20 protein-coding genes are annotated in these 24,308 nt (G+C 58.3%); 12 read left to right on the top strand and 8 right to left on the bottom strand.

Annotated elements, in window-relative coordinates; all coding sequences use genetic code 11:
* Nucleotides 1–14: 14 nt before the first annotated feature.
* The 4 genes from lpxA (at nucleotide 15) to NTU39_RS12205 (ending at nucleotide 3,507) form a co-directional block, all read left to right on the top strand.
* Nucleotides 15–806 carry an acyl-ACP--UDP-N-acetylglucosamine O-acyltransferase gene (lpxA, locus tag NTU39_RS12190; protein WP_150666408.1) on the top strand — a complete coding sequence of 264 codons (792 nt, stop codon included), beginning with the start codon at nucleotides 15–17 and terminating at the stop codon, nucleotides 804–806.
* A gap of 3 nt (nucleotides 807–809) precedes the next feature.
* On the top strand, nucleotides 810–1,985 hold the full coding sequence (gene lpxB / locus NTU39_RS12195) for a lipid-A-disaccharide synthase (protein ID WP_174985100.1): 1,176 nt from the start codon (nucleotides 810–812) through the stop codon (nucleotides 1,983–1,985).
* 110 nt (nucleotides 1,986–2,095) lie between these two features.
* A complete protein-coding gene (gene rnhB, locus NTU39_RS12200) occupies nucleotides 2,096–2,731 on the top strand; it encodes a ribonuclease HII (RefSeq protein WP_257960078.1) in 636 nt (211 codons plus the stop codon).
* Nucleotides 2,728–3,507, top strand: coding sequence for a TrmH family RNA methyltransferase (locus tag NTU39_RS12205; protein WP_150666410.1), 780 nt, complete (start codon nucleotides 2,728–2,730; stop codon nucleotides 3,505–3,507). The genes rnhB and NTU39_RS12205 overlap by 4 nt, the downstream gene beginning before the upstream one ends.
* Before the next feature lie 89 nt (nucleotides 3,508–3,596).
* Here the strand turns inward: NTU39_RS12205 and ppsR are convergent, their stop codons facing one another.
* Nucleotides 3,597–4,487, bottom strand: coding sequence for a posphoenolpyruvate synthetase regulatory kinase/phosphorylase PpsR (ppsR, locus tag NTU39_RS12210; RefSeq protein ID WP_150666411.1), 891 nt, complete (start codon nucleotides 4,485–4,487; stop codon nucleotides 3,597–3,599).
* A 265-nt stretch (nucleotides 4,488–4,752) separates the two neighbouring features.
* Here ppsR and ppsA point away from each other — a divergent pair, with 265 nt between their 5' ends.
* The 3 genes from ppsA (at nucleotide 4,753) to NTU39_RS12225 (ending at nucleotide 8,873) form a co-directional block, all read left to right on the top strand.
* Nucleotides 4,753–7,143 carry a phosphoenolpyruvate synthase gene (ppsA, locus tag NTU39_RS12215; protein WP_150666412.1) on the top strand — a complete coding sequence of 797 codons (2,391 nt, stop codon included), beginning with the start codon at nucleotides 4,753–4,755 and terminating at the stop codon, nucleotides 7,141–7,143.
* A gap of 157 nt (nucleotides 7,144–7,300) precedes the next feature.
* Nucleotides 7,301–7,735: an NfeD family protein gene (locus NTU39_RS12220; RefSeq protein WP_150666413.1), complete on the top strand. Its 435-nt coding sequence runs from the start codon at nucleotides 7,301–7,303 to the stop codon at nucleotides 7,733–7,735.
* A gap of 163 nt (nucleotides 7,736–7,898) precedes the next feature.
* Nucleotides 7,899–8,873, top strand: a complete 975-nt coding sequence (locus NTU39_RS12225; protein ID WP_150666414.1) for an SPFH domain-containing protein — start codon at nucleotides 7,899–7,901, stop codon at nucleotides 8,871–8,873.
* A gap of 131 nt (nucleotides 8,874–9,004) precedes the next feature.
* On the opposite strand, the gene smpB is transcribed toward NTU39_RS12225, so the two are convergent.
* Nucleotides 9,005–9,451 carry an SsrA-binding protein SmpB gene (smpB, locus tag NTU39_RS12230; RefSeq protein ID WP_039398704.1) on the bottom strand — a complete coding sequence of 149 codons (447 nt, stop codon included), beginning with the start codon at nucleotides 9,449–9,451 and terminating at the stop codon, nucleotides 9,005–9,007.
* Nucleotides 9,452–9,598: 147 nt separating this feature from the next.
* Here smpB and NTU39_RS12235 point away from each other — a divergent pair, with 147 nt between their 5' ends.
* Together NTU39_RS12235 and NTU39_RS12240 are read left to right on the top strand one after the other, a co-directional pair.
* Entirely contained in the window at nucleotides 9,599–10,033 is a 435-nt protein-coding gene (locus tag NTU39_RS12235) for a type II toxin-antitoxin system RatA family toxin (protein WP_150666415.1), read from the top strand.
* Nucleotides 10,023–10,361: an RnfH family protein gene (locus NTU39_RS12240; protein ID WP_257959905.1), complete on the top strand. Its 339-nt coding sequence runs from the start codon at nucleotides 10,023–10,025 to the stop codon at nucleotides 10,359–10,361. Before NTU39_RS12235 ends, NTU39_RS12240 begins: the two co-directional genes overlap by 11 nt.
* Before the next feature lie 56 nt (nucleotides 10,362–10,417).
* Here the strand turns inward: NTU39_RS12240 and NTU39_RS12245 are convergent, their stop codons facing one another.
* Complete coding sequence (locus tag NTU39_RS12245) at nucleotides 10,418–11,347, bottom strand: DMT family transporter (protein WP_257959907.1); 930 nt, start codon at nucleotides 11,345–11,347, stop codon at nucleotides 10,418–10,420.
* Between the two features lie 281 nt (nucleotides 11,348–11,628).
* Here NTU39_RS12245 and guaB point away from each other — a divergent pair, with 281 nt between their 5' ends.
* Genes guaB through guaA form a run of 3 tightly spaced genes read left to right on the top strand, consistent with a single transcriptional unit; the run spans nucleotide 11,629 to nucleotide 15,346 of the window.
* Nucleotides 11,629–13,089: an IMP dehydrogenase gene (gene guaB, locus NTU39_RS12250; RefSeq protein ID WP_150666418.1), complete on the top strand. Its 1,461-nt coding sequence runs from the start codon at nucleotides 11,629–11,631 to the stop codon at nucleotides 13,087–13,089.
* Between the two features lie 6 nt (nucleotides 13,090–13,095).
* A complete protein-coding gene (locus tag NTU39_RS12255) occupies nucleotides 13,096–13,788 on the top strand; it encodes a hypothetical protein (RefSeq protein WP_257959908.1) in 693 nt (230 codons plus the stop codon).
* Nucleotides 13,763–15,346, top strand: coding sequence for a glutamine-hydrolyzing GMP synthase (gene guaA, locus NTU39_RS12260; RefSeq protein ID WP_039398693.1), 1,584 nt, complete (start codon nucleotides 13,763–13,765; stop codon nucleotides 15,344–15,346). The genes NTU39_RS12255 and guaA overlap by 26 nt, the downstream gene beginning before the upstream one ends.
* 140 nt (nucleotides 15,347–15,486) lie before the next feature.
* Here guaA and NTU39_RS12265 read toward each other — a convergent pair whose 3' ends face one another.
* The 5 genes from NTU39_RS12265 to NTU39_RS12285 form a co-directional block, all read right to left on the bottom strand.
* Nucleotides 15,487–16,401 carry a GIY-YIG nuclease family protein gene (locus NTU39_RS12265; protein ID WP_257959909.1) on the bottom strand — a complete coding sequence of 305 codons (915 nt, stop codon included), beginning with the start codon at nucleotides 16,399–16,401 and terminating at the stop codon, nucleotides 15,487–15,489.
* 216 nt (nucleotides 16,402–16,617) lie between these two features.
* Entirely contained in the window at nucleotides 16,618–17,346 is a 729-nt protein-coding gene (locus NTU39_RS12270; protein WP_257959910.1) for a M48 family metallopeptidase, read from the bottom strand.
* On the bottom strand, nucleotides 17,336–20,392 hold the full coding sequence (locus tag NTU39_RS12275) for a type I restriction endonuclease subunit R (RefSeq protein ID WP_257959911.1): 3,057 nt from the start codon (nucleotides 20,390–20,392) through the stop codon (nucleotides 17,336–17,338). The genes NTU39_RS12270 and NTU39_RS12275 overlap by 11 nt, the downstream gene beginning before the upstream one ends.
* Nucleotides 20,389–21,657, bottom strand: a complete 1,269-nt coding sequence (locus NTU39_RS12280) for a restriction endonuclease subunit S (protein ID WP_257959912.1) — start codon at nucleotides 21,655–21,657, stop codon at nucleotides 20,389–20,391. Before NTU39_RS12280 ends, NTU39_RS12275 begins: the two co-directional genes overlap by 4 nt.
* Nucleotides 21,648–24,038 carry a type I restriction-modification system subunit M gene (locus NTU39_RS12285; RefSeq protein ID WP_257959913.1) on the bottom strand — a complete coding sequence of 797 codons (2,391 nt, stop codon included), beginning with the start codon at nucleotides 24,036–24,038 and terminating at the stop codon, nucleotides 21,648–21,650. The genes NTU39_RS12280 and NTU39_RS12285 overlap by 10 nt, the downstream gene beginning before the upstream one ends.
* Between the last annotated feature and the right edge of the window lie 270 nt (nucleotides 24,039–24,308).

A 24,308-nucleotide genomic window follows, 5' to 3' on the forward strand; every position in this document is an offset into this window, starting at 1 on the left:
GAACTGAGACGCTCATGACGAACATTCATTCCACTGCCGTCGTCGATCCGAAGGCGCAACTGGCGGCCGACGTTGTTGTCGGTCCGTACGCGATTGTCGGCCCGAACGTGACGGTCGGCGCGGGTACGCAGATTCTTGCGCATACGGTGATCGACGGTCATACGACGCTGGGCGAGGGCAACAAGATTGGCCCGTTCGCATCGGTCGGCGGCAGTCCGCAGGATATGAAGTACGCGGGCGAGCCGACCAAGCTCATCATCGGCGACCGCAATACGATTCGCGAATTCACGACCATCCACACCGGTACGGTGCAAGATGGTGGCCTGACGAGTGTCGGCAACGACAACTGGATCATGGCTTACGTGCATATCGCGCACGATTGCCATGTCGGTAATCACACGGTGTTTTCGAGCAATGCGCAGTTGGCGGGCCATGTCCATGTCGACGACTGGGCCATCATCGGCGGTATGACCGGTGTGCATCAGTTCGTGCGTATCGGTGCTCACTCGATGGTGGGCGGTGCGTCGGTGCTGGTGCAGGACGTGCCGTCGTTCGTGATCGCTTCGGGTGACCGAGCGGTGCCGTACGGCATCAACGTCGAAGGGTTGCGTCGTCGCGGTTTTTCCGCCGATGCAATCACGGCACTGCGCCACGCGTACAAGCTGCTCTACAAGAGTGGGTTGACGTTGGACGAAGCCAAGGTGCAGATCGAAGCCTTCGGCAATGCCGGCGCTCCGGACGTCTTCGAGGCGGTGCGCGCACTGCTCGATTTCCTCAACGCAAGCACGCGCGGTATCGTGCGCTGACCTATGTCGCCGACCCTTCCCGGCGCCGGCCAGCGAACCCTGGCGATGGTGGCCGGGGAGCTGTCAGGCGATCTCATTGCCGGCAACGTGCTTGCCGGTCTCAAGCAGAGTCTTCCGGCCGACATCGCATACGCGGGTGTCGGCGGTCCGCATATGGCGGAAGAGGGCTTCGACGCCTATTGGCCGATCGACAAGCTCTCCGTCATGGGCTATGTCGAAGTCATCAAGCATCTGCGCGAAATCCTCTCGATTCGAAAGCAACTGCGCCAGCGCTGGCTGGCGGAAAAGCCGGTCGCGTTCGTCGGCTTCGATGCACCGGACTTCAACTTCGATCTCGAAATCAAGCTGCGTGAAGCGGGCATTCCGACGATTCACTTCGTGAGCCCGTCGATCTGGGCGTGGCGTGGTGGACGCATCAAGAAGATCAAGCGCGCCGTCGACCACATGCTGTGTCTGTTTCCGTTCGAGCCCGAGATCTATCACCGCGCCGGAATCGACGCCACGTTCGTCGGTCATCCGATGGCGGACAAGATTCCGATGGTGCCCGACGTCGCAGGGGCGCGCGCCACATTGGGGCTTCAGGGCGACGGGCCTGTCGTTGCGATTCTGCCGGGCAGCCGTACGTCTGAAGTGCAGCGTCTCACGCCGGTGTTTTTCGCGGCGATGCGTCTGCTGGCCAAACGAGAGCCGTCGATTCGATTCGTCCTGCCGGTTGCAACGCCCCGTCTGCGCGTGCTGATGCAGCCGATTTTCGATGCCCACAGCGACCTCAATCTGACGGTGATCGACGGACGTGCGCCGCTGGCATTGGAAGCCGCAGACAGCGTGCTTCTTGCAAGCGGGACAGCAACGCTGGAGGCTGCGCTGTACAAAAAGCCGATGGTGATCTCATACAAGGTGCCCTGGCTGACGGCGCAGATCATGAAGCGTCAGGGCTATTTGCCTTACGTCGGCTTGCCGAACATTCTTTGCGGCGAGTTCGTCGTGCCGGAGCTGTTGCAGCATTTCGCAACGCCCGAAGCGCTGGCGGATGCCGTCTGGCAGCAATTGACCGATCCGGCGCTGCGCGCATCGCTACAAGCGCGTTTTACGAAGATTCACGAGGAATTGCGTCAGAACACGGCGGCGCGTTCGGCGGAAGTCATCGAGCGGGTACTACGCGAAAAGGGGCGGTTATGACGGGCGACGTGAAAGTGCGTCGGACGACGCGCAAAACTGCCGTGAGCGATAGCGTAACGTCTCCCGCCGTGAAGCCGCGAACGCGTACGGCGAACGCTCCGCCTCCGCAGATGGCGTTCGATCTGTTCGCGGATATCGCCGCCGATCTGACCTGCGGTGTGGACGAGGTCGGTCGCGGACCGCTGGCCGGTCCGGTCGTGACAGCGGCGGTGATTCTCGACCCGTCGCGTCCGATCAAAGGGCTGGCCGATTCTAAGAAGCTCACGGCACTTCGTCGCGAGGCGCTTTACGAGGAAATCGTCGAGCGCTCGCTGGCATTTTGCATTGCCGAGGCGAGCGTCGCGGAAATCGATTCCCTGAATATCCTTCATGCGACGATGCTTGCCATGCAGCGCGCGGTGAATGGTCTTTCGCGTGTGCCGGCATTGGCGCTTATCGATGGCAATCGGTGCCCCGTGTTGCCGATGCGTGCCGAAGCCGTGATCAAGGGGGACGACAAGGTGCCCGCGATTTCGGCGGCGTCGATTCTGGCGAAAGTCACACGTGACCGTCAGTTGGCGGCACTTCACGAAGAGTTTCCGCAGTACGGTTTCGACGAGCACGTCGGATACGGTACGCCCAGGCACCTCGAAGCGCTACGCACGCACGGGCCGAGTCCGCATCATCGCCAGTCGTTTGCGCCTGTGCGCGAAGCGTTTGAAATTTTCGGCACGTTGACAGTGTCACGCGTGGTCCGTACGTCATGAAGCTCATCAGTTCCAAAGATAATCCCTTCTATAAGCGCCTGAAGCTACTCGCGCAGTCGAACCAGCAGCGCCGCAAGCTGGGGCAGACGCTGCTCGAAGGCGTGCATCTTGCCGATGCTTATCTCGGTGCGCTGGGACAACCGCTCGTTTGCGTGGCGGCAGAATCGGCGTTGGATAACGACGAAGTCGCGCAGATTTGGGCGCGGGTCGAGGCGGATCGGCGCGTGTGTTTGCCCGAGGCGTTGTTCGAGCCGTTGTCGACGCTGGTCAACGGGGTGTCGCTGCTCTTCGTGGTGGAGATGCCTTCGGGGCGTCTGCCGGCGTCGCAGACGACGGATTGCGTGATTCTCGATGCCGTGCAGGACGCCGGTAACGTAGGTTCGATCCTGCGCAGCGCGGCGGCCGCAGGCGTGCGCGACGTCTACTGCATGTCGGGCACGGCGCTTACGTGGTCCAGCAAGGTGTTGCGCTCGGGCATGGGGGCGCATTTTTCTTTGAACATCGTCGAGCATTGCACGCCGGATTCGCTGGCACCGCGCCTGTCGGTGCCGTTGCTGGCGACAAGCCTGCAAGCAAGTACGTCGCTTTACGAGCAGGATTTGCGTAGTCCGGTGGCGTGGGTATTCGGCAACGAAGGGGCGGGCGTGTCGCCCCATTGGCTCGAACGTGTGCAGACGCCGATCCGCATTCCTCAGCCGGGCGGGATGGAGTCGTTGAACGTCGCAGCGTGCGCCGCCATTTGCTTATTTGAAGCGGTGCGACAGCGGTTGTCGTAGTCACCCGGTGCAAATGAAAAAGGGACGCTTATGCGTCCCTTTTGCGTTGCCATCGTCGTGAATGGATCTCAGGCGGGCGTCGGTCGAGTTTAATAAACGTCGCGCTCCAGCTTGATTTCCTGAAGGATCGTCGTCGCGATTTCTTCAATCGACTTGTGCGTCGACGAGAGCCACTTGATCCCTTCGCGACGCATCATCGCCTCGGCTTCGTTGACCTCGTAGCGGCAGTTTTCGAGCGACGCATACTTGCTGCCCGGACGACGCTCGTTGCGGATTTCCGAAAGCCGTTGCGGATCGATGGAAAGTCCGAAAATCTTTTCTTTGTACTGGTCGAGCGTGGAGGGCAGTTTCTCTCGCTCGAAATCGTCCGGGATCAGCGGATAGTTGGCCGCCTTCACGCCGTACTGCATGGCGAGATAGAGCGTCGTCGGCGTCTTGCCGCTGCGCGACACGCCCACGAGAATCACGTCGGCGCTTTGCAGATTCTTGTTGGACTGACCGTCGTCGTGGGCGAGCGAGAAGTTCACCGCCTCGATCCGGTTCTTGTACGCTTCGCTGTCGGCGTTCTGGTGCACGCGGCCGATGGCATGCATCGACTTGAGATTGAGTTCCTGCTCCAGCGGCTCGATAAACGTCTGGAACATGTCGAGAATCACGCCCTGGCAATTGCGCAGGATCTCGTTGGCCCTGGCGTCCACCAACGTGCTGAAAATGATCGGACGAACGTTTTCGGTCCGATACATTTCATTGATGCGTTGGGCGGTTTCATAGGCTTTATCGACGGAATCCACGAACGGAACGCGAATCTGACGGAAACGCATCTCGAATTGCGCGAGGATCGAATGCGCAAACGTTTCGGCCGTAATCCCTGTGCCATCGGAGACGATGAAGACGGGCCGTGCGGCAACCGGTTTGACCGGCGCGGCGGGGGCCTCAGGGGCGGGTGCAGGGGAATTTCCGGGAGTGATGGCGTCGCTCATGCGCAGAATCGCAAAATGGTGCATTGCACGGTAGAATAGCGGCAACTTGTTGGATAAGCAATTGCGCGGCCATCGCGCTCGGTTCCATGTCAGCCCCGTCTGACGGGGCGCTCCGGGAAATGACGGTGGTTCGATGCAGGACGTCGGGCGCTAGCCCCTGGTCTCCGACGCTGCCAAGGCGCGATTTCTTATCCAACAGGTCGACCGGCCCACGTCAGTCCCAGCCGGTCCGCCGAGAATTTTTTTTCTTACCTTAGGGGCTTTTATGACTAACGCAGCACACGACGGCGCCTACGTGGTGCCGTTTGAGCATCTGCGCATGACCGACGTTGAGTCGGTCGGCGGCAAGAATGCATCGCTTGGCGAAATGATCAGCCAGCTGGCCAACGCAGGGGTTCGCGTGCCGGGTGGCTTCGCCACGACGTCTTTCGCATTCCGCGAGTTCCTCCAGCACAACAACCTGACCGAGCGCGTTGCCAAGCGTCTCGAGGGTCTCGACGTGGATAACGTCAAGGCGCTCGCAGAAGCCGGTGCCGAAATCCGTCAATGGATCGTCGACGCGCCTCTGCAACCGCAGCTCGAGAAGGACATCCGCGAACAATTCGCACGTATCACGGCCGACCAGCCGGACGCGTCGTTTGCCGTGCGTTCGTCGGCAACCGCCGAAGATCTGCCGGACGCCTCGTTCGCCGGTCAGCAGGAAAGCTATCTGAACGTCGTCGGTATCGAAGACGTGCTGGATCGCATGAAGCACGTGTTCGCGTCGCTGTATAACGACCGTGCCATCTCGTACCGCGTGCACAAGGGTTTCACGCACGCCGAAGTGGCATTGTCGGCGGGTGTGCAGCGCATGGTGCGCTCGGACTGCGGCGCGTCGGGCGTGATGTTCACGATCGACACCGAGTCGGGCTTCCAGGACGTGGTGTTCATCACGTCCAGCTATGGCCTGGGTGAGACGGTCGTGCAGGGCGCGGTGAATCCGGACGAGTTCTACGTCTTCAAGCCGACGCTCAACGCTGGCAAGTACCCGATCATCCGTCGCACGCTCGGCTCGAAGCTGCTCAAGATGGAATTCACGCAACCGGGCGAACCGGGCCGTGTGAAGACCATCGACGTGCCGATGGAATTGCGTAACCGCTACTCGATCACCGACGACGATTGCGTCGAGCTGGCCAAGTTCGCGCTGATCATCGAAAAGCACTACGGTCGTCCGATGGACATCGAGTGGGGCAAAGACGGCAAGGACGGCAAGATCTACATTCTTCAGGCGCGTCCGGAGACGGTGAAGAGCCAGTCCGTCGGCAAGGCTGAGCAACGCTTCAAGCTCAAGGGCGACGCCCCGGTGCTGACCACGGGCCGCGCAATCGGTCAGAAGATCGGCGCGGGTCCGGTGCGCGTGATCATGGATCCGAGCGAGATGGAACGCGTGCAGCCGGGCGACGTGCTGGTTGCCGACATGACCGACCCGAACTGGGAGCCGGTGATGAAGCGCGCTTCGGCCATCGTGACGAACCGCGGCGGCCGTACGTGCCACGCGGCCATCATCGCGCGTGAGCTGGGTGTGCCTGCCGTGGTCGGCTGCGGTGACGCTACCGACCTGCTGAAGGACGGCGCGCTCGTGACCGTGTCGTGTGCAGAAGGCGACGAAGGCAAGATCTACGACGGTCTGCTCGAGACCGAAGTGACCGAGATCCAGCGTGGCGAAATGCCGAAGATCCCGGTGAAGATCACCATGAACGTGGGCAATCCTCAGTTGGCCTTCGACTTCGCACAACTTCCGAACAGCGGTGTGGGTCTGGCGCGTCTGGAATTCATCATCAACAACAACATCGGCGTGCACCCGCGTGCGATTCTCGAGTACCCGAATATCGACGCCGACCTGAAGAAGGCGGTGGAATCGGTGGCTCGCGGTCATGCGTCGCCGCGCGCGTTCTACGTCGACAAGCTGGCTGAAGGCATCGCCACGATTGCGGCAGCTTTCTACCCGAAGCAAGTGATCGTGCGTCTGTCGGACTTCAAGTCCAACGAGTACAAGAAGCTCATCGGCGGCTCGCGTTACGAGCCGGATGAGGAAAACCCGATGCTGGGCTTCCGTGGCGCGTCGCGTTACATCTCGGAAGACTTCGCCGAAGCGTTCGAGATGGAGTGCCGTGCACTCAAGCGCGTTCGCGACGAAATGGGGCTGACGAACGTCGAGATCATGGTGCCGTTCGTGCGTACGCTGGGTCAGGCGGAGCGCGTGGTCAACATGCTCGCGGGCTATGGTCTGAAGCGTGGTGAAAACGGCCTCAAGCTGATCATGATGTGCGAAGTGCCGTCGAACGCGATTCTGGCCGACCAGTTCCTCGAGTACTTCGATGGCTTCTCGATCGGCTCGAACGACCTGACGCAGCTCACGCTGGGTCTGGACCGCGATTCGGGGATGGAATTGCTGGCGAAGGACTTCGACGAGCGTGACCCGGCAGTGCAGTTCATGCTCAGCCGTGCCATCAAGGCCTGTCTGGCGCAGGGCAAGTACGTCGGCATCTGCGGTCAGGGCCCGTCGGACCATCCGGATCTGGCCGAGTGGCTGGTCAAGGAAGGTATCGTCTCGATGTCCCTCAACCCGGACACGGTCGTGGAAACGTGGCAGCAACTCGCCAAGGTGGCGAAGTAAGCATCACGAGAAACGGCCTGAAATAGGAAGCGTCCGAGCGGCATCTCGGACGTCACTGAAACGCTGCGCAATCCCTTGGGACGCGTGCGCTGATCAGTGTGTTTCGTGCTATAAACCCCGGTATAACACCGGGGTTTTTTCGTTTCTGGGAGTTGCGATGGAGCAGGCTTGGCTTTGGTTCGGCGTTGCCGGATTGATCGTGGTGCTGGAGCTGGCGAGCGGGACGTTCTATCTCCTCATGGTGGCGCTTGGCGTGGCAGCCGGCGGCATTGCGGCGTTGCTGCGTGCGGACGGGCCGTTGCAGTGGGTCGTGGCGGCGGTCGTCGCCGGGGTAGCGGTCTGGTTGTTGCGACGCAGCCGGTTTGGGCAGCGTCGCATCAAGGTCGATGCCTCGGCCGACCCCAACACCAATCTCGATATCGGCCAGCGTTTGCATGTCGACGAGTGGCGTCCTGATGGTCAGACGCGCGCCACGTATCGGGGCGCAGAGTGGGATGTGGAGTTGATGCCGGGGGAGACACCCGATGCGGGGTGGTTCGTCATCCGCGAGGTGCGCGGTAGCCGGTTGTACGTTGCGCATGTGACGGTATAGGTCGCACGGACCGCACAGTTCAATGGTCGACGTCGAAGCTTTTCGCCCGATGTCGATCCGTGAGCAGAACACTTCAGCGTCGTTGCGGTCTGACGACATGTCCCGCCATTGCGGGGCGTCGGGGAACTAGCTGGCCATCAAGGTCGGCGCTTCAGGGGAAAACATGTTATCCAACGTCGCATTCATTCTCTTCATCATCGCGGTGATCATCGCGGCCCGGTCGATCAAGATCGTGCCGCAGCAGCACGCGTGGGTGGTGGAGCGTCTCGGTAAATATCACGGGACGCTCACGCCGGGCTTGTCGATCGTCGTGCCGTTTGTCGACCGTGTCGCGTACAAGCACGTGCTCAAGGAAATCCCGCTCGACGTGCCGAGCCAGATCTGTATCACCAAGGACAACACGCAGTTGCAGGTGGACGGCATTCTGTACTTCCAGGTGACGGACCCGATGAAGGCGTCGTACGGCTCGAGCAACTTCATCGTGGCTATTACGCAGCTCGCACAGACGACCTTGCGTAGCGTGGTCGGCAAGCTGGAACTGGACAAGACGTTCGAGGAGCGGGAATTCATCAACCACAGCGTGGTGAATGCGCTCGATGAAGCGGCGGCGAACTGGGGCGTGAAGGTTCTGCGCTACGAGATCAAGGATCTGACGCCGCCGAAGGAAATTCTGCACGCCATGCAGGCGCAGATCACGGCGGAGCGTGAGAAGCGTGCGCTAATCGCGGCATCGGAAGGGAAGAAGCAGGAGCAGATCAACCTGGCGTCCGGCGCGCGTGAGGCGGCGATTCAGAAGTCGGAAGGTGAGCGTCAGGCGGCGATCAATCAGGCGCAAGGTGAGGCGGCGGCCATCCTCGCAGTGGCGGAAGCTAACGCCGAAGCCATCCACAAGATTGCCACGGCGATTCAGACGCAAGGCGGCATGGAAGCCGTCAACCTGAAGGTCGCAGAGCAGTATGTCGACGCTTTCAGCAAGGTCGCCAAGACAAGCAACACACTGATCGTGCCGGGCAATTTTTCGGACCTGAGCGGCATGATCGCATCGGCGCTCAAGATCGTCCGCGGCACCGAGGGTGGTTCGAACGCACCCGTGGACGGTAGCACTGGTGGCTTCGGCAATTCTGCGCCGCGTCGTTGACGTATGCGGGTGAGGGTGCCGGGAGGTGCTCTCTGTCGCACAGCTGACTGACGAAAAGAAAACGGCCCGAGCGGGCCGTTTTCTTTTGAGCGAGAGAACTGTCGCGCCTCACATGTCGTTCAGCGTCGATCTCAGGTCGGGTTGCGCATGAGTCGCGCCTTTTCGCGATTCCAGTCGCGTTCCTTCTCCGTCTCACGCTTGTCGTGCAGCTTCTTGCCCTTGCCCAGCCCGATCTCGCATTTCACGAGGCCCTTGCTGTAGTGAAAGTTAAGGGGGACGATCGTGTAGCCGCGTTGCTCTACCTTGCCGATGAGTTTCTTGATTTCGTCGGCTTTGAGCAGCAGTTTTCGGGTGCGGACCGGATCGGGGTTGATGTGCGTCGATGCCGATTGCAGCGGGCTGATGTGCGCGCCGATCAGAAAGATCTCGCCATTCTTGATGACGACATAACCTTCCTTGATCTGCGCCCGCCCGGCGCGAATTGCCTTGACTTCCCACCCTTCGAGCGCGATCCCGGCTTCGAATCGCTCCTCGATGAAGTAGTCGAAGAAGGCCTTTCTGTTGTCGATGATGCTCATGGATCCTTGGCGGGGTAACTTGGTCGGACCCGGTGAGTCGGGCTCGGGTAAAATAGCGATTTTAACAAAGAGTCTCGGCAAGAGGCGGCTTGCGACACACGCGGATCGACTGCGCACGTTTCGCTCGCACTCACAGCCCGACAGACGATGGCCGAAGTCAGTAAAACTGTTCTCGTGCATTTCTCCGATGAGCAAATGTTCGATCTGGTGACCAATGTCGCCGATTACCCCAAATTCCTGCCTTGGTGCGGCGGTGTCGATATTCGGCATCAGGACGAGCACAGCATGGAAGCGTCGCTGATCATCGACTTCAAAGGCCTGAAGCATTCGTTCGCGACGCGCAATATCCAGGAGCGTCCGCACTCCATCCAGATGACCTTTGTCGAAGGGCCTTTCAAGCGTTTTCACGGCACGTGGAAGTTTACGGCCCTGCGCGAGAACGCCTGCAAGATCGAATTCGGTCTGCACTACGAGTTTGCGAATTTCCTGCTCGAAAAGGTCATCGGTCCGGTGTTCAGCCACATTGCGAACACGTTCGTAGACGCCTTCGTCAAACGTGCGGAGACGGTTTATGCCAAGTGAGCTGAGCGTCGAAGTCTGCTACGCGTTGCCCAGCGAGCAAGCGATTGTCCCGCTGACGTTGGCTCAAGGCGCGACGGTGCGCGACGCAATCGAGCAAAGCGGACTGCTCCAACGGTTTCCAGAGCTGGATCTCGACCGGATGAAGGTTGGCGTGTTCGGTAAGGTGCGCGCGCTGGATGCGGCGGTGGAGGCGGGTGATCGTGTCGAGATTTACCGCACGCTCAAGGCCGATCCGAAGCTGGCGCGTCAGCGACGCGTCGAAAAAGTCCGCAACGAGGGCAGCCGCGAAGGGCAGAAGTGGCTGGGCAGCGCGCGCAAGGGTAGCTAAGGCCAGTGGGGCAAGGCTGAGGAGGGCCGGACGTTTCGTCCCGGACCTGCCGTCGATCAGTGCGTCGATCCCCGCGAATGCAATCGCACCGACGCACTCACACCCGCCAGCAATAACGCCACAGCGGCGATCTCCAGTAGCCGCGGCAGCCGGTGCTCATAGATAAATCCGTAGACGAGCGCGAACAGCGTTTCAAACACGATCAGTTGCCCTGACAGCGTGAGCGGCAGCGTCCGACTCGCTGCATTCCAAAAGGCATTGCCGATGGTCGACGCGCCGATAGCCACGGCGATATTCACGATCAGAAACATCTGCCAGTCTCGCGGCACGTCCGCTGTCACCGAATGCGGAAGCAGCAAGGCGGCAATCGCCAGTGCGCACGCCAGCACCCCCGTCGCCACCCCCGTCAGCAACGACCATTCTTGACTCGTGAAATGTCCGAATTTCGCGAGATATCGGGCGTTGGCGACGGCATACCATGTCCAACTCGCCAATGCCCCCACGGCGCAAACGACGCCAGCAAGCGTCAGTCGCCAGTCGCCACCACTCGCGGCAGCGTGCGTGAAGACGTCGACGTTAATACAGACAATGCCAGCGACGACCAAGGCCAGAGGGCCTGCCAGCTTTGACAGCGGGAGGGCGCCGTGATCGCGGCTACCGACCAGCGTGACCGTCACGGGTAGCACGCCCACGATCAGAGATGCGGGCGCGATGCCCGCCATCTGCACCGACGCGGCGACAAACAGGTAATAGACCAGATTGCCGACGAGACTCAGGCGGAATAACGCCCGCCAGTCGTTACTCGTGACGGTATGTCGCAAGCGGGGCCAGAGCGGGGCGAGGAACACTGCGGAAACCAATCCGTACAGGACGTAGCGCGCAGCCGACAACTCCAGCGGCGAGAAGCCGGGCAACAGGCGCGGGGCAAGGAACACCAGTCCCCATAGCGCGCCCGCCGCCAGTCCGTACGAAATGCCTTTCCCCATGAAATCTAGCCCGTGGTTGGTGGTGAATACAGGAAGCGTCCGGTCGAATGTCTGCCGGAAAGGGCGCAAGAATAGCACTCGCTCAGCGCAGGCTGATTGTGAAATCCGGCACTTGGCGGGGGAAGATCCGTTTCACGACTTGCGACCGGGCGGCGGTCGGTTTTGCCCTCAGCGGGTGCCGGATCCATCCCTCGGGGAAAAAGCCCCTTGACATGTGGGGCAGACCTGCCATGCACCGCGCGATTTCTGTATAATTCGGTTTTGCGCCTATAGGATTTGCCATGCGTCTGATCCAAAAAGCACTCACATTCGATGACGTGCTCCTCGTCCCGGCCTACTCTGCCGTTCTCCCGCGCGACACCAGCCTGAAAACCAAGCTCACGCGCAACATTACCCTGAACATGCCTTTGCTGTCGGCCGCCATGGATACGGTGACCGAAGCGCGCCTGGCCATTGCCATGGCGCAACAGGGCGGTATCGGCATCATTCACAAGAATCTGAAGCCGGCTGAGCAGGCGCGGGAAGTCTCGAAGGTCAAGCGTTTTGAGTCGGGCGTTCTGCGTGACCCGATCACGATTCCGCCGCACATGAAGGTGCGCGATGTGATCGCGCTGTCGCGCCAGCATGGCATTTCCGGTTTCCCGGTCGTCGAGGGCGCGCAGCTCATCGGTATCGTGACCAACCGCGACCTGCGTTTTGAAAGCCGCCTGGACGAGCCGGTGCGCGTGATCATGACGCCGAAGGAAAAGCTCATCACCGTGCGTGAAGGCGCTTCCCCGGCCGACGCCGAGCGCTTGATGCACGATCACCGCCTCGAGCGCGTGCTGGTCGTCAACGACGCGTTCGAACTGCGCGGCCTGATGACGGTCAAGGACATTACGAAGGCGACGGAATACCCGCTGGCAAGCAAGGACGAACACGGCAAGCTGCGTGTCGGCGCTGCCGTTGGCGTGGGCGCGGACAATGAAGAGCGCGTCGAGCTGCTCGTCGCGGCTGGTGTCGACGTGATCGTGGTCGATACGGCGCACGGTCACAGCCAGGGCGTGCTGGACCGCGTGCAGTGGGTCAAGAAGCACTTCCCGCAGATTGAAGTCGTCGGCGGCAACATTGCGACGGCAAGCGCCGCGCTGGCGCTGGTCGAACACGGTGCAGACGCCGTCAAGGTCGGTATCGGCCCGGGCTCGATCTGCACGACGCGTATCGTTGCAGGCGTCGGTGTTCCGCAGATCACGGCTATCGCGAATGTGGCCGAGGCACTGAAGGAAACCGGCGTTCCGCTGATCGCCGACGGTGGTATCCGTTACTCGGGCGACGTGGCCAAGGCGCTCGCCGCCGGTGCGCACACCGTGATGATGGGCAGCATGTTCTCCGGCACGGAAGAAGCGCCGGGCGAAGTGTTCCTGTATCAGGGCCGTTCGTACAAGAGCTACCGTGGCATGGGTTCGGTGGGCGCAATGAAGGACGGTGCAGCAGACCGTTACTTCCAGGACCCGGCCAACAACGCCGACAAGCTCGTGCCGGAAGGCATCGAAGGTCGCGTGGCCTATAAGGGTAGCGTGAACGCGATCCTGCACCAGTTGACCGGCGGTATCCGCTCGTCGATGGGTTATCTGGGTTGCCCGTCGATCAAGGACTTGCACGAGAAGGCAGAATTTGTCGAAATCACGGCCGCCGGCATGCGCGAATCGCACGTGCACGACGTCCAGATCATGAAGGAAGCCCCCAACTACCACGTGGAGTAATTACCCATGAAGGCCATGTTGCGTACGGTACTGTTCCTCGATGCGGCGTTGAATCTGGCACTTGGTGTGCTGCTGATTGCGTCGTTCTGGTCATCGCTGTATGCGGCCATTGATGTGCCCGCGCCATCGCCTGTGCTGTATGCGCAGGTGCTTGGTGTGGCCTTCATCGGCGTGGCCTGGCTGCAATGGCACGCCACTGTGAATGGCCAGTTGACGTCGACCGTCGCGAAGGTGACGGGACATATCAGCTGGATCAGCGGTGCGTTCGTGCTGGGGTGGCTGATCTCCGGCCAGTTGGTGGTGTCGAGTGGCGGCAAGTGGATGCTTGCCATGCTCGGGGCTGTCCTGCTGGTAGTGGGCGGGATTCTCGTCAAGCTGGCGTCGAGTGTGCGCACGAAAGAGCGCGTACAGGCGGCGCAGCAGGCAGGCGAGCGGGTGCGTGGCGGTGTCGTGAGCGACACGCGACGCGACGCACCGAGAGATTATGCCGATGCCCGGGTCGTCGACGAGGCCCGTGGCACGCGCGCTGAGCCGCGCATGGAGACGCCTCGCGGCGGCTCCGCACCAGTCAGTAGCACGCCGGTCGCGCCCGTGGGCGCCACCGGCATTGTCACGCCCGTGCCGTCCGACACGGCGCCGACGTCCAACGAATCCACTTCATCCGTACCTCACGATGCACGACAAAATCCTCATTCTTGACTTCGGCTCGCAAGTCACCCAGCTGATTGGACGCCGCGTTCGCGAAGCGCACGTCTACTGCGAGATCCACCCGAACGACGTCACGGACGAATTCATCCGCGAATTCAATCCGAAGGCCGTCATTCTGTCGGGTAGCCACGCGAGCACGTATGAGGATCAGGATCTGCGTGCACCGCAGGCTGTCTGGGATCTGGGTGTGCCGGTGCTGGGCATCTGCTATGGCATGTTCGCGATGACGGTCCAGTTGGGCGGTCAGGTCGAAGCCAGCAACCATCGTGAATTCGGTTACGCCGAAGTGCGCGCCCATGGCCATACGCCGCTGCTCGACGGCCTTGAGGATTTCCGTACCGACGACGGTCACGGCATGCTCAAGGTGTGGATGAGCCACGGCGACAAGGTCACGCAACTGCCGGAAGGTTTTGCGCTGATGGCGTCGACGCCGAGCTGCCCGATCGCGGGTATGGCCGACGTCAAGCGTCATTACTACGCTGTGCAGTTCCACCCGGAAGTCACGCACACCGTGAAGGGTCGCGAACTGCTTGAGCGCTTCGTGCTGGAGATTGCGGGCGCGAAGCCGGACTGGATCATGCGCGACCACATCGAGGAAGCCGTCAAAGCGATCCGCGAGCAGGTGGGCGACGAGGAAGTGATCCTCGGTCTGTCGGGCGGCGTGGATTCGAGCGTTGCGGCGGCGCTGATTCATCGTGCGATTGGCGATCAGCTGACGTGCGTGTTCGTCGATCACGGTCTGCTGCGTCTGAACGAAGGCAAGATGGTGATGGAAATGTTCGAGGGCCGTCTGCACGCGAAGGTTGTGCACGTCGACGCCACGGCACAGTTCATGGGTCACCTGACGGGCGTGACGGATCCGGAGCAGAAGCGCAAGATCATCGGTCGCGAGTTCGTGGAAGTGTTCCAGGCGGAAGCGAAGAAGCTGAAGAACGCGAAGTGGCTGGCGCAAGGCACGATTTATCCGGACGTGATCGAATCGGGCGGCGCGAAGACGAAGAAGGCGACGACGATCAAGAGCCACCACAACGTGGGTGGCCTGCCGGAGACGCTGGGTCTGAAGCTGCTGGAGCCGCTGCGTGATCTGTTCAAGGACGAAGTCCGCGAACTGGGCGTGGCGCTCGGCTTGCCGCACGACATGGTCTACCGTCACCCGTTCCCGGGCCCGGGTCTGGGCGTGCGTATTCTGGGTGAAGTGAAGCAGGAGTACGCGGACCTGCTGCGTCGCGCCGATGCGATCTTCATCGAAGAACTGCGCAACACGGTCGAGCCGAACAGCGGCAAGACGTGGTACGAACTGACGAGCCAGGCGTTCGCGGTGTTCCTGCCGGTCAAGAGCGTTGGCGTGATGGGCGATGGCCGCACGTACGAGTGGGTCGTGGCGCTGCGCGCCGTGCAGACGCAAGACTTCATGACGGCACACTGGGCCCACCTGCCGCACGAACTGCTCGGCAAGGTCTCGAACCGCATCATCAATGAAGTCCGTGGTTTGAACCGCGTTGTCTATGACATCTCGGGCAAGCCGCCTGCGACGATTGAGTGGGAGTGATCCTGCTAGATTTAGGTAGGTAAAGGAAAAGGCGCTTCGGCGCCTTTTCTCATGTCGGGTTTCACCAGCTCACACTGTGGGCGACCAGGTTCTGCGCTCAATTCAACCCTGGTGCAAACGCAAATCCAGTGTGCGATTCGCTACTTGTTTTTCAGCTTCAAAGCCCGAAGAAGATCGCCCAAACTTTGCTTGTCGTCGGAGACCCAACCATCCGCATTGCTGCTGACTCCACGTACTACTGTGGCCGCGCCTGATGCGGAGGAGAAGAACTGGTCTTGTTTGACTACCATTTGGCCCTCTTCTTCAGCAATCACGCCCGACTCGATGAGATGCCGACGCATTTGCGCATACTTCGCCATCCATACGTCAAAGCTTGGCACCGGCTCTTTCACAACCGTACTACCCGCTTTAAGAAGGACTCCGCCTTCAACCGTTTCAATCGTGGCGCTCGATTCTTTAGACGACCAGTGAAATAGCATGCCGCGAGGCAAGGCAGAATAGGCGGCCCGCCGCTTCCCTGTCGTGACCACGCTCGGTGCGTCGGTCTCCTCGTCAAAATTCTCACTTATCGGTTGTGTTGCTTCGAACTGGGAAAACCCCAGCAATGGCAGCATCAGAAGTAGATCTGCTAAGACGTTCTCAGCAAATGCGTACTCTTCTTCACCCAACGCGGGCGGCTGCGGGTTGTTGCCATTATCCAAGCTAGCAACCTTCGCCTCCATTGCGAGCTTGACGAGCTTCGATTCTAGGTGCTGGATATGGGCTTTGTTCAGGCGAGTGTCTGCGGTGAAAAAAAGCGCTCGATCCCAGAAGGATTTCTTGCCAGCATGCTCTTCGAGCCGCTTTCCAACGGGGTCGCCTTCTCCTATGTAGAGCGTGGCTTGTCCGACAAGCAGATAAACCCCAGGTAGGCTCCACTCCTTCCGACCCTTCACCTCTCCAATAAGTGGACGAGAGAAGAGGGTGGCCTTGCCGATGCCATCGTCTCGAGTTGCGATCAGAACTCCGGTCGGATCGCCGGATGGAACAAAAACACGAAGGGAAAACGGCCTCATGCGGCTTTCTCCTCGTAGGAGATGACTTTTGCGCACAAGCATTCGGGGAGTATGGCTAAAAGCGCGTCCTTCGATCGCGGGCGCTGTGGCATCGGATAACGCTCCAAAAGTTGAGTGAATTTCAGATGTGAATGTAGCCAAAAGCCATCATTGGATTGCGTGGCGGAGGCTCCTGTGCGCGGGGCCTCGGTGCGGGAGTGTGAGACATCCGAGCAGTCAGTCTGGCCAAGTCTCGTGACCAAGTGGTGCCTGATTCAGCTCATCACGATAAGCGCGCCAATGGGGAATGTTCTTATCCATCAGGGCAACAAACCGTTGGTCGTGGCGCCGCTCGACCAGATGGGTCATTTCGTGAACGACTACGTATTCGAGGCACTGTGCCGGCTTCTTCGCCAATTCAAGGTTCAACCAGATCCGGCGCGCGTCTACGTTGCAACTTCCCCATTTGGTCTTCATTTTCTTGATTCCCCAATGAGCGACTTCGACGCCCAATAGGGACTGCCATTTTCCGAGCAATTCTGGCATTACGGCTTTCAATTGCTCCCGGTACCAACGTTCTAGCACACGCAGGCGCTGCTCGACGTTCGCCTCAGGTCGCGTATGAATCTCCATCGTGCTTTTATTGCGCAGCACGATAGTACCCGCCCCATTGTGCTTGACGATACGAATGCGGTAACGGTGCCCCCGGAAATAGTGACTCTCGCCATTGACCATTTCGCGAGGTGACTGACGTGGCTGTGCTGCAAATTTCGCTTGCTGGCGCTTGATCCAGCTGAGCTTGCCAATGACGGCAAGCCGAACGGCGTCATTGCTCACGGCTAAAGGTGCCGCGACCCGTACCCTTCCATTGGGAGGATAAACACCAAGGTGCAGATTCTTGATGTTCTTGCGCACAATGTCGACTGTCAGGCCACCCACCCGAATTTGGCGAGGCTCAATACTCATGCTGATTCTTTGCCAATTCCAAAATCACTTCGGTGCGCTCTTCGTCGCCGTCAAAAATAGCCTTGATAGCGTTCTTCACCATCAAAATCTTCATGCGATTGCCTCGCCAGTTGTCTTGTCGACTCCGGCGAATAGCGCTGTCAACATTAAGTGCTAGCGTCTCGTCCTGACCAAGATTGTCATAAAGTGCTCGCTTCGCAGCAGTATTGAGTGCGGTGGGGTAGGCAGCGCCGGTTGCCGGATTCTTTGCTTGCTTCGCCAGCTCGACGATCTTGGCCAGATACTCCTCGTATGCCAGAGCGTCCGCTCTTCGCTTCTCGATCAGTGCGTCGAGTAGTTCCGACATCCGCTCGTAATACTTGGGATTGATCGGTTGCTCGTCAATGATCAATTTTCGAACGTTGTTCTCGATCGTTTCCGCAACTGCTTCCTTGCTTTCACGAATTCCCTTCGGCAAGGCGTCGACCGCCCCGGCGCCACGTTCAACGATCAACTGAATCAGTGACAGGTCGTCGAACGCAGAAATCGGCTCGCTTTCCTCGGCACGGATGTAAGTGTCGATCAAATGGCGCATCGCCGGTTCGTACATCTTCAGGTCGATGTAGTCGCCGCTGGCCAGTTTAACTTCGTTACGGACCTTATCAAAATGGCGGGTCTCTGCCTCTAGAGCCGCAATGTCTGCTGGCGTATAGCCCGCCGCTTCGAGCTCATTCGCTAGACCTGCAAATGCGCGGATGAAGGCAGAGGTGAACTTGTACAGTGCAAGCCGCTTCGGCTCATTGTCCTTTAGCTGCTCCGCGTTGCCAGAGTCCTTCGCGCAGAAATAGCGCAGGTAAGCTGGTGTGTCCTTAGGGGCGTCCACAGCCTCACAAAGCGCTTTGATGGCCTCTCGAGCTTCTTCTAGCTGTTCGTGGGCCTTGGCCAATCGGTCCTCAAGCAGCCCGGCCACGTCGTCTTTGTCGTAGCCATCCAAGGCGCCGGACGTATAGTCATGAATCGAGTTCTCGAGGCTCTTGAACAAGTCCTTGTAGTCGACGATATAGCCGTATTCTTTGTCGTCGCCGTCAAGACGATTCACGCGACAAATGGCCTGGAACAGACCGTGGTCACGCATCTGCTTGTCGATGTAGAGATATGTTGCCGAGGGAGCATCGAACCCAGTCAAAAGCTTATCCACTACGATCAGGAGCTTCATTTGCCCTGGCTCGTCGATGAATTTCTTCTTCACATCCTTCTCAAACGCGTCCGGCTCCTGGCCGTTCAGCATCTTGTTGTATATCTCGTACTGACGCAGCTTCTCCGTCAGCCCTTCGGCGCTCTCGCCTTTGATGTCTGCGGGAGACGGTCGGTAACTGGTGACGATGGCGCACTTGTCGGCCAAATCAGTTTTTGCGAACAGCTCGTAGAACTTACACGCCTGATAGATACTGCCTGATACGAGTATTGCATTGCCGTGGCCACTCATCAGCCGGTCACGCGTTTCCATGTCAAGCAGAATGTCCGCAGCGATTTTTTCAAGTCTCGACTGGCTGGAAAGCACGCGTTGCATCGTGCCCCATTTCTGCTTGAGTTGCGCTTTGGCCAGATTCGTCAGCCCTTTGGTCTTGGCTTCAAACCATTGATCGATTTTCTTCTGCGACGTGATGTCCTGGTCGATGTCCCGGGCTTCGTAACGTAAGTCCAGCACCACACCGTCTTTCACCGCCTCATCAAACTTGTACGTGTGAATGTAACGCCCGAACACCTCGATGCTCTTACGCTTGTCAGCTTTGAGCAAGGGGGTTCCTGTGAAGCCGATGAACATTGCATTAGGAAGAATGGCCGTCATGGCATCGTGCAACTCGCCGGACTGAGTACGGTGGCATTCGTCCACGAAGACGTAAAGGTCGCCCTTGGCCCGAAAATCGGCGGGCAATGAGTTCTTCAGTTCCTGGACGAAGCCTGAAATATCGGCCGCATCGTCGTCACTCGCTTTGCCGCCGAATTTGTGGATCAACGAACACAGAAGCCAGGGCGTTGTGCTGTTGAGGGTCGCAATGAGATCAGCACCGCTCTTCGTGCGATATATCTCTTCATTGACACCTTTGAAGACCTTTTCAATCTGCTCGTCTAGTTCGGTCCGGTCGGTGATGATAAGGACACGGGCATCTTTGACATTTTCCCGAATCCACTTCGTGAGCCAGACCATCGTGAGGCTTTTGCCGGAGCCTTGGGTATGCCAGACGATGCCCCCCTCACGGCGTTTCACATGATCCTGCGCGGCCCGAACACCGAAGTATTGATTTTGTCGGCACAGCTTTTTGATGCCGGCGTCGTACACGATGAAGTCGTGGATCAACTCCAGGAAACGAGTCTTGTTGCAGACCTGAGTCAGCTGACGATCGAGCAGGTTCTCGATGGGGCTGTCTTCCTTCCACGTAAGGTAATACTTCTCCGGAGTCTCAATAGAGCCGTAACGCAAACCTTCCGTATCGTTGCCCGCCATGACGAACTGCATTGTCGAGAAGAAGTGTTGGATGAATACCTTCTTCTGATTGTCGAGGTTCTGGCGAATACCCTCTGACACGGACACCGTGGAGCGTTTCAGCTCGAGGACACCCAACGCAATGCCGTTGACGTACAGCACCACATCGGGCCGCTTCGTATTTGCCTTCGCGTCAGCTCCGTTGACAGTGACTTCCTCGGCAACCGCGAAGTGGTTGTCTAGTGGCTGCCTCCAGTTGATGAGCCAGACCGTCTGCGTGTTCTCACCCACCTCGGGCTTTACTTTCACGCCATAGCGGAGCATCTCGTAAACAGCCTTGTTACGGTTGTAGATGCTTTTGCTCTGGTCGTCGGAGACCTTATCGAGCACATGAAGAGTTCGCACGATAAGAGCGTCGTCGTGGCCTTGACGCCTAAGAAATCGAACCAACAGGGCATGTTCGACGTTTCGATTGCCGACTCGGTCGATCCAATTGCCCAGATACTCGTACCCCAGTGATTCCACGAACAGCTTGACGACACGCTCTTGCGTTTTTTTCTCGATCTGGCCCACGGTGCTCATACGAGTCTAATTCTCCCAGTCAATAGTTCTTGCATCATGCCTTGTTTGAGGGCACGGGTTTTATCGCGTTTTTTCTCGAGCGCAGCAATTTCGGCATCCATATCTGATAGCACGGAGGCGATGGCGATCTGCTCAGAGGCGGAGGGGAAGCGCAGAAGTATTTTTGCAACGTTCGATTTGCTAACGCCCATCACCTTCGTTCCGGCCGCATAGAATCGAAACTGAGCCCTAATCTCTGCTGCCAGAAAGCAGTATCTCCGATACGCGTGTGCGAGTTCGGTCGTCTTGCTCTTCGCCACGATTGTGTGCAGTCCGGATACGAAGGGTACTCGGTCGGGGTTTTCGACAACGATATGCTTGCTGGTACCTTCATCATCTTCAGAAGCGTCAACGAAAACGACATCTCCATCCGAAAGTAAAGCGCCAGATGGTACTTTCTTAAGCGGGATGTCGAGCTTCGGAAGGGTCGACTGCTCAAGTCGCAGATCAATGTGTGACTTCCGTGACATATGTATGTCACCGTAATGAAGGTAGCAATATCCTTCCCAGCCAAGCTGATCTCGAGACGCAGCAACGCCACCGCTGAAGCTAAACAACTCACCGAGTACTTTCGTTGACCACTCTCCGCTAAATCCCGTCAAACGGTGTTTTCCTGTGAGCAGTTGCTGCATGGTACCCTGCCTGATGTCACGATTCTTGGCGATTGCTTTTTCTAGAGTAGCAAGAAGTGCATCCGCATCAGTCAATGCGCCTGCAATTATTTGTTGCTCAGTATCGGTCGGTGGCAGTGATATTTTGACGTCTGAGATTTGGCCAAGGTTAATCTTCTTCGGTGTTGCATGTTGAAGGGAGTGCAGCTCGATTTCCTTTTTGAAGGCTACGGAATTTGAGTACTGTGCAATGTATTCTGCCGAGGCACCTCTAATTTTCAGTAATGCCAGGCTGACATAGAAGCTTGCTCTCACATCCCAATCGATAAGCTTGCATTCGCCAATCGAGCCAATGCGGGTCATCAAAATATCTCCTTTTTCTATTTTTAATGACCGAGTAAGGAATTGATGCTCCTGCTCCGATATGAACTTTGTATTCTCAAAGTCGCCACTGGTCACGTGCTCAACGCTGTAGAAAGGCACGCCACTGGGTTCATATTTTGGGGTTTGGTGAGTTCCGTCTCTGATGACTGCAATGTCACCAAGAGATCGCAACTCCCAATCCTCTGGAATCACCCCGGCCTCAGTCTTCTTATACCCCGGCTTCAATTCCATTTGAATCCCATTTTCTTCAGATGCTCATCGACACGGACAGCGAGTGCCTCAATCTCGGTCGTAAGCTCGGGCAGCGGCGTTGAGTAACGGTCAGCCAGTTCTTTGATACGGCCGGCAAGCGCCTGCGACACTCGATCAAGCTCGGTCTGGACGTCAGCGGCGAGCGTGGCCAACCATTTGTCCTCCACGACCAACGTTTTGATCTCGACCTCGGTCAGCTTGCCGTACTGCCTTGCCACCTTGGTATCGAGTACCTTCTGAGCATCCTTCACTTTCTTGCTCGCCGCAGCTTCCCGCTCAATCAGCTCGAGGTATTCGTTCAGAATCTTTCGCTCATCGGTCGCGTCGAATTCCATTTTGATCTCCGACAGCCGAGCTTTGACGCTTACCTTCGTGAGCTTGCCCTTGTCGGTCTTCGCTTCAGACAGCAGCCCTTCCTCACCACCATGCTCTTCGTCGAGTTCTTCCATCTGGCGTGAGATGGCGTCACGTTCGGCTTCGAGCTGTTCTATAGCCCTCGCATCATCTGCAAAGTATCGCGCCAGGATAAGCGATGTCGGAATAAGGTCGGTATTGGGCTTACCGTCCGCCAGCGCAGTCCATCCGTCTTGAACGAGCATGTAAACGTCGTCCTGCATTGTGTCGGCCCAGTAGCTCATCAGATGCTGATATACGTCGTAAGCATCGAGAAGTGGTAGGGCATTGAAAGTCGCAAGGAGGTTTTCAGAGATGGTCTCGATCAACGTCTTGGGATGATCCCCAATCTTGATCCCCGTGAGGAGCATAACGTTGCCTGTCTTCCATTTGGCGAAGCTGGCAGAAACCGTTTCGTTGAGTGCAGCGAATTCTGGATGACCAAAGATCGTTGTTTTGATTTCACCCGGAGCAACCTTAAGTTGGCTATAGCTGGATCGATCGGTCGGACCAAACAACGAAGCACGCACGTTCGGCAGAACACTCCAGTACTTACCCAGATCTTCGATGTCGTGGTCTGGGATTCCACCCAGCAGATGAGCGCCGATGTCCTGCAAATCCTCGGGCTCAGAGCTATCGATATATCTCGGAATATTGAGGTTGAAATCGTTCTCGGAAATTTCCGAAACTGGGACTAGCCGGGAGAACTTCGGGATCACGGTCTGCTTGTTGAAGGCATCCACGATTTTGTGAATGTCCTGCGAACGCAGGCGATTCTTGTTGCCATCCTTGATAAACCCCTTACTGGCATCGATCATGAAGATGCCTTTGCGGCCAGCCGCGTGTTCTTTGTCAAGAACGATGATGCACGCCGGGATGCCCGTTCCATAGAACAAGTTGGCTGGCAGACCGATAATGCCCTTGATGTAGCCTTGCTGGATGACCCGCTTTCGAATTACACCTTCGGCACCACCACGGAACAGTACTCCGTGCGGGAGAATTACCGCCCCTTTGCCGGTGCTTTTTAGCGATGTCAGGATGTGCAGCAGGAAGGCGTAATCGCCATTCTTGTCGGGCGGTGTGCCATATTCGAAGCGACCATATTCGTCGTTTGACGGGTCAAACCCATTGCTCCACGCCTTGGTCGAGAAGGGGGGGTTGGCAACCACAAAATCGAATGCCTTTAGAGCACCATTTGCCTGCTTGAAGTGCGGGCTAGACAGCGAATTGTCCTTCCAAATTTCGGCAGTGGGGCAGTCGTGCAGGATCATGTTCATCTTCGCCAATGCTGACGTGGCGTTGTCCATTTCCTGCCCGTAGATGGTCAGATCGAGCCGAGTAGCGCTTTTCGCTTCGTCGTGTGCCTTGATGAGCAGTGATCCCGAGCCGCAGGTCGGGTCATAGATGGTCTGTTCAGCACTCTTTGCGCTGCCGATGCCAATCACCTTCGCCATCACGCGGGAGACTTCAGCCGGAGTGTAGAACTGCCCCTTGCTCTTGCCCGACTCGGTAGCAAAATTGCGCATCAGATATTCATAGGCGTCGCCCAGAATATCGTCGCCTTCGGCACGGTTGCTCTTAAAGTCAAGCCCAGGCGTATCAAAGATGGCGATGAGATTGGAGAGCCGGTCCACCATCTCCTTGCCCTTGCCCAGCTTTTCGGCGTCGTTGAAGTCGGCAACGTCGATCACGCCTTTGAGGTCGTTTGCCTCAGCAAGTCGTCCGATGATTTTATTGATCTTGTCTCCAACCTCTTTGTCGCCCTTCAGGGCGATCATGTCGCTGAAACTCCCTCCAGCCGGCACTTCGATCAGGGCATCCTTCTGACCCGCATATTTGTCGGAAACGTACTTGACGAACAACAGGACCAGCACATAGTCCTTGTATTGGGAGGCATCCATACCGCCGCGGAGTTCGTCACAGCCTTTCCATAAAGAGTTGTAAAGCTCGGATTTCTTGATTGCCATAGGTTTTTCGTATGCATTGCTGCCCGCTTTGGGGCGAATACTTGCTCCAGACGATCGGGCGGTTCGCCGCGTCGGATTGAACATTGAATTTTACATGCGGCAGATCAAAGAGACCTAAATGTCCAGGGATCTCGATCGCTGGTCCTTGGCCGCGCCTTAGGGCTTAGATATCTGGTGTTTGGCAATGGACGGCATGCTCTAGCAATTGTGTGCGGTGGAAGGAATGTTCAACCCGATGCGACGGCATGCTGAAAAAGCGGGTGCTCACGC

It is taken from the genome of Pandoraea commovens, assembly GCF_024704525.1.
Taxonomy (GTDB): domain Bacteria; phylum Pseudomonadota; class Gammaproteobacteria; order Burkholderiales; family Burkholderiaceae; genus Pandoraea; species Pandoraea commovens.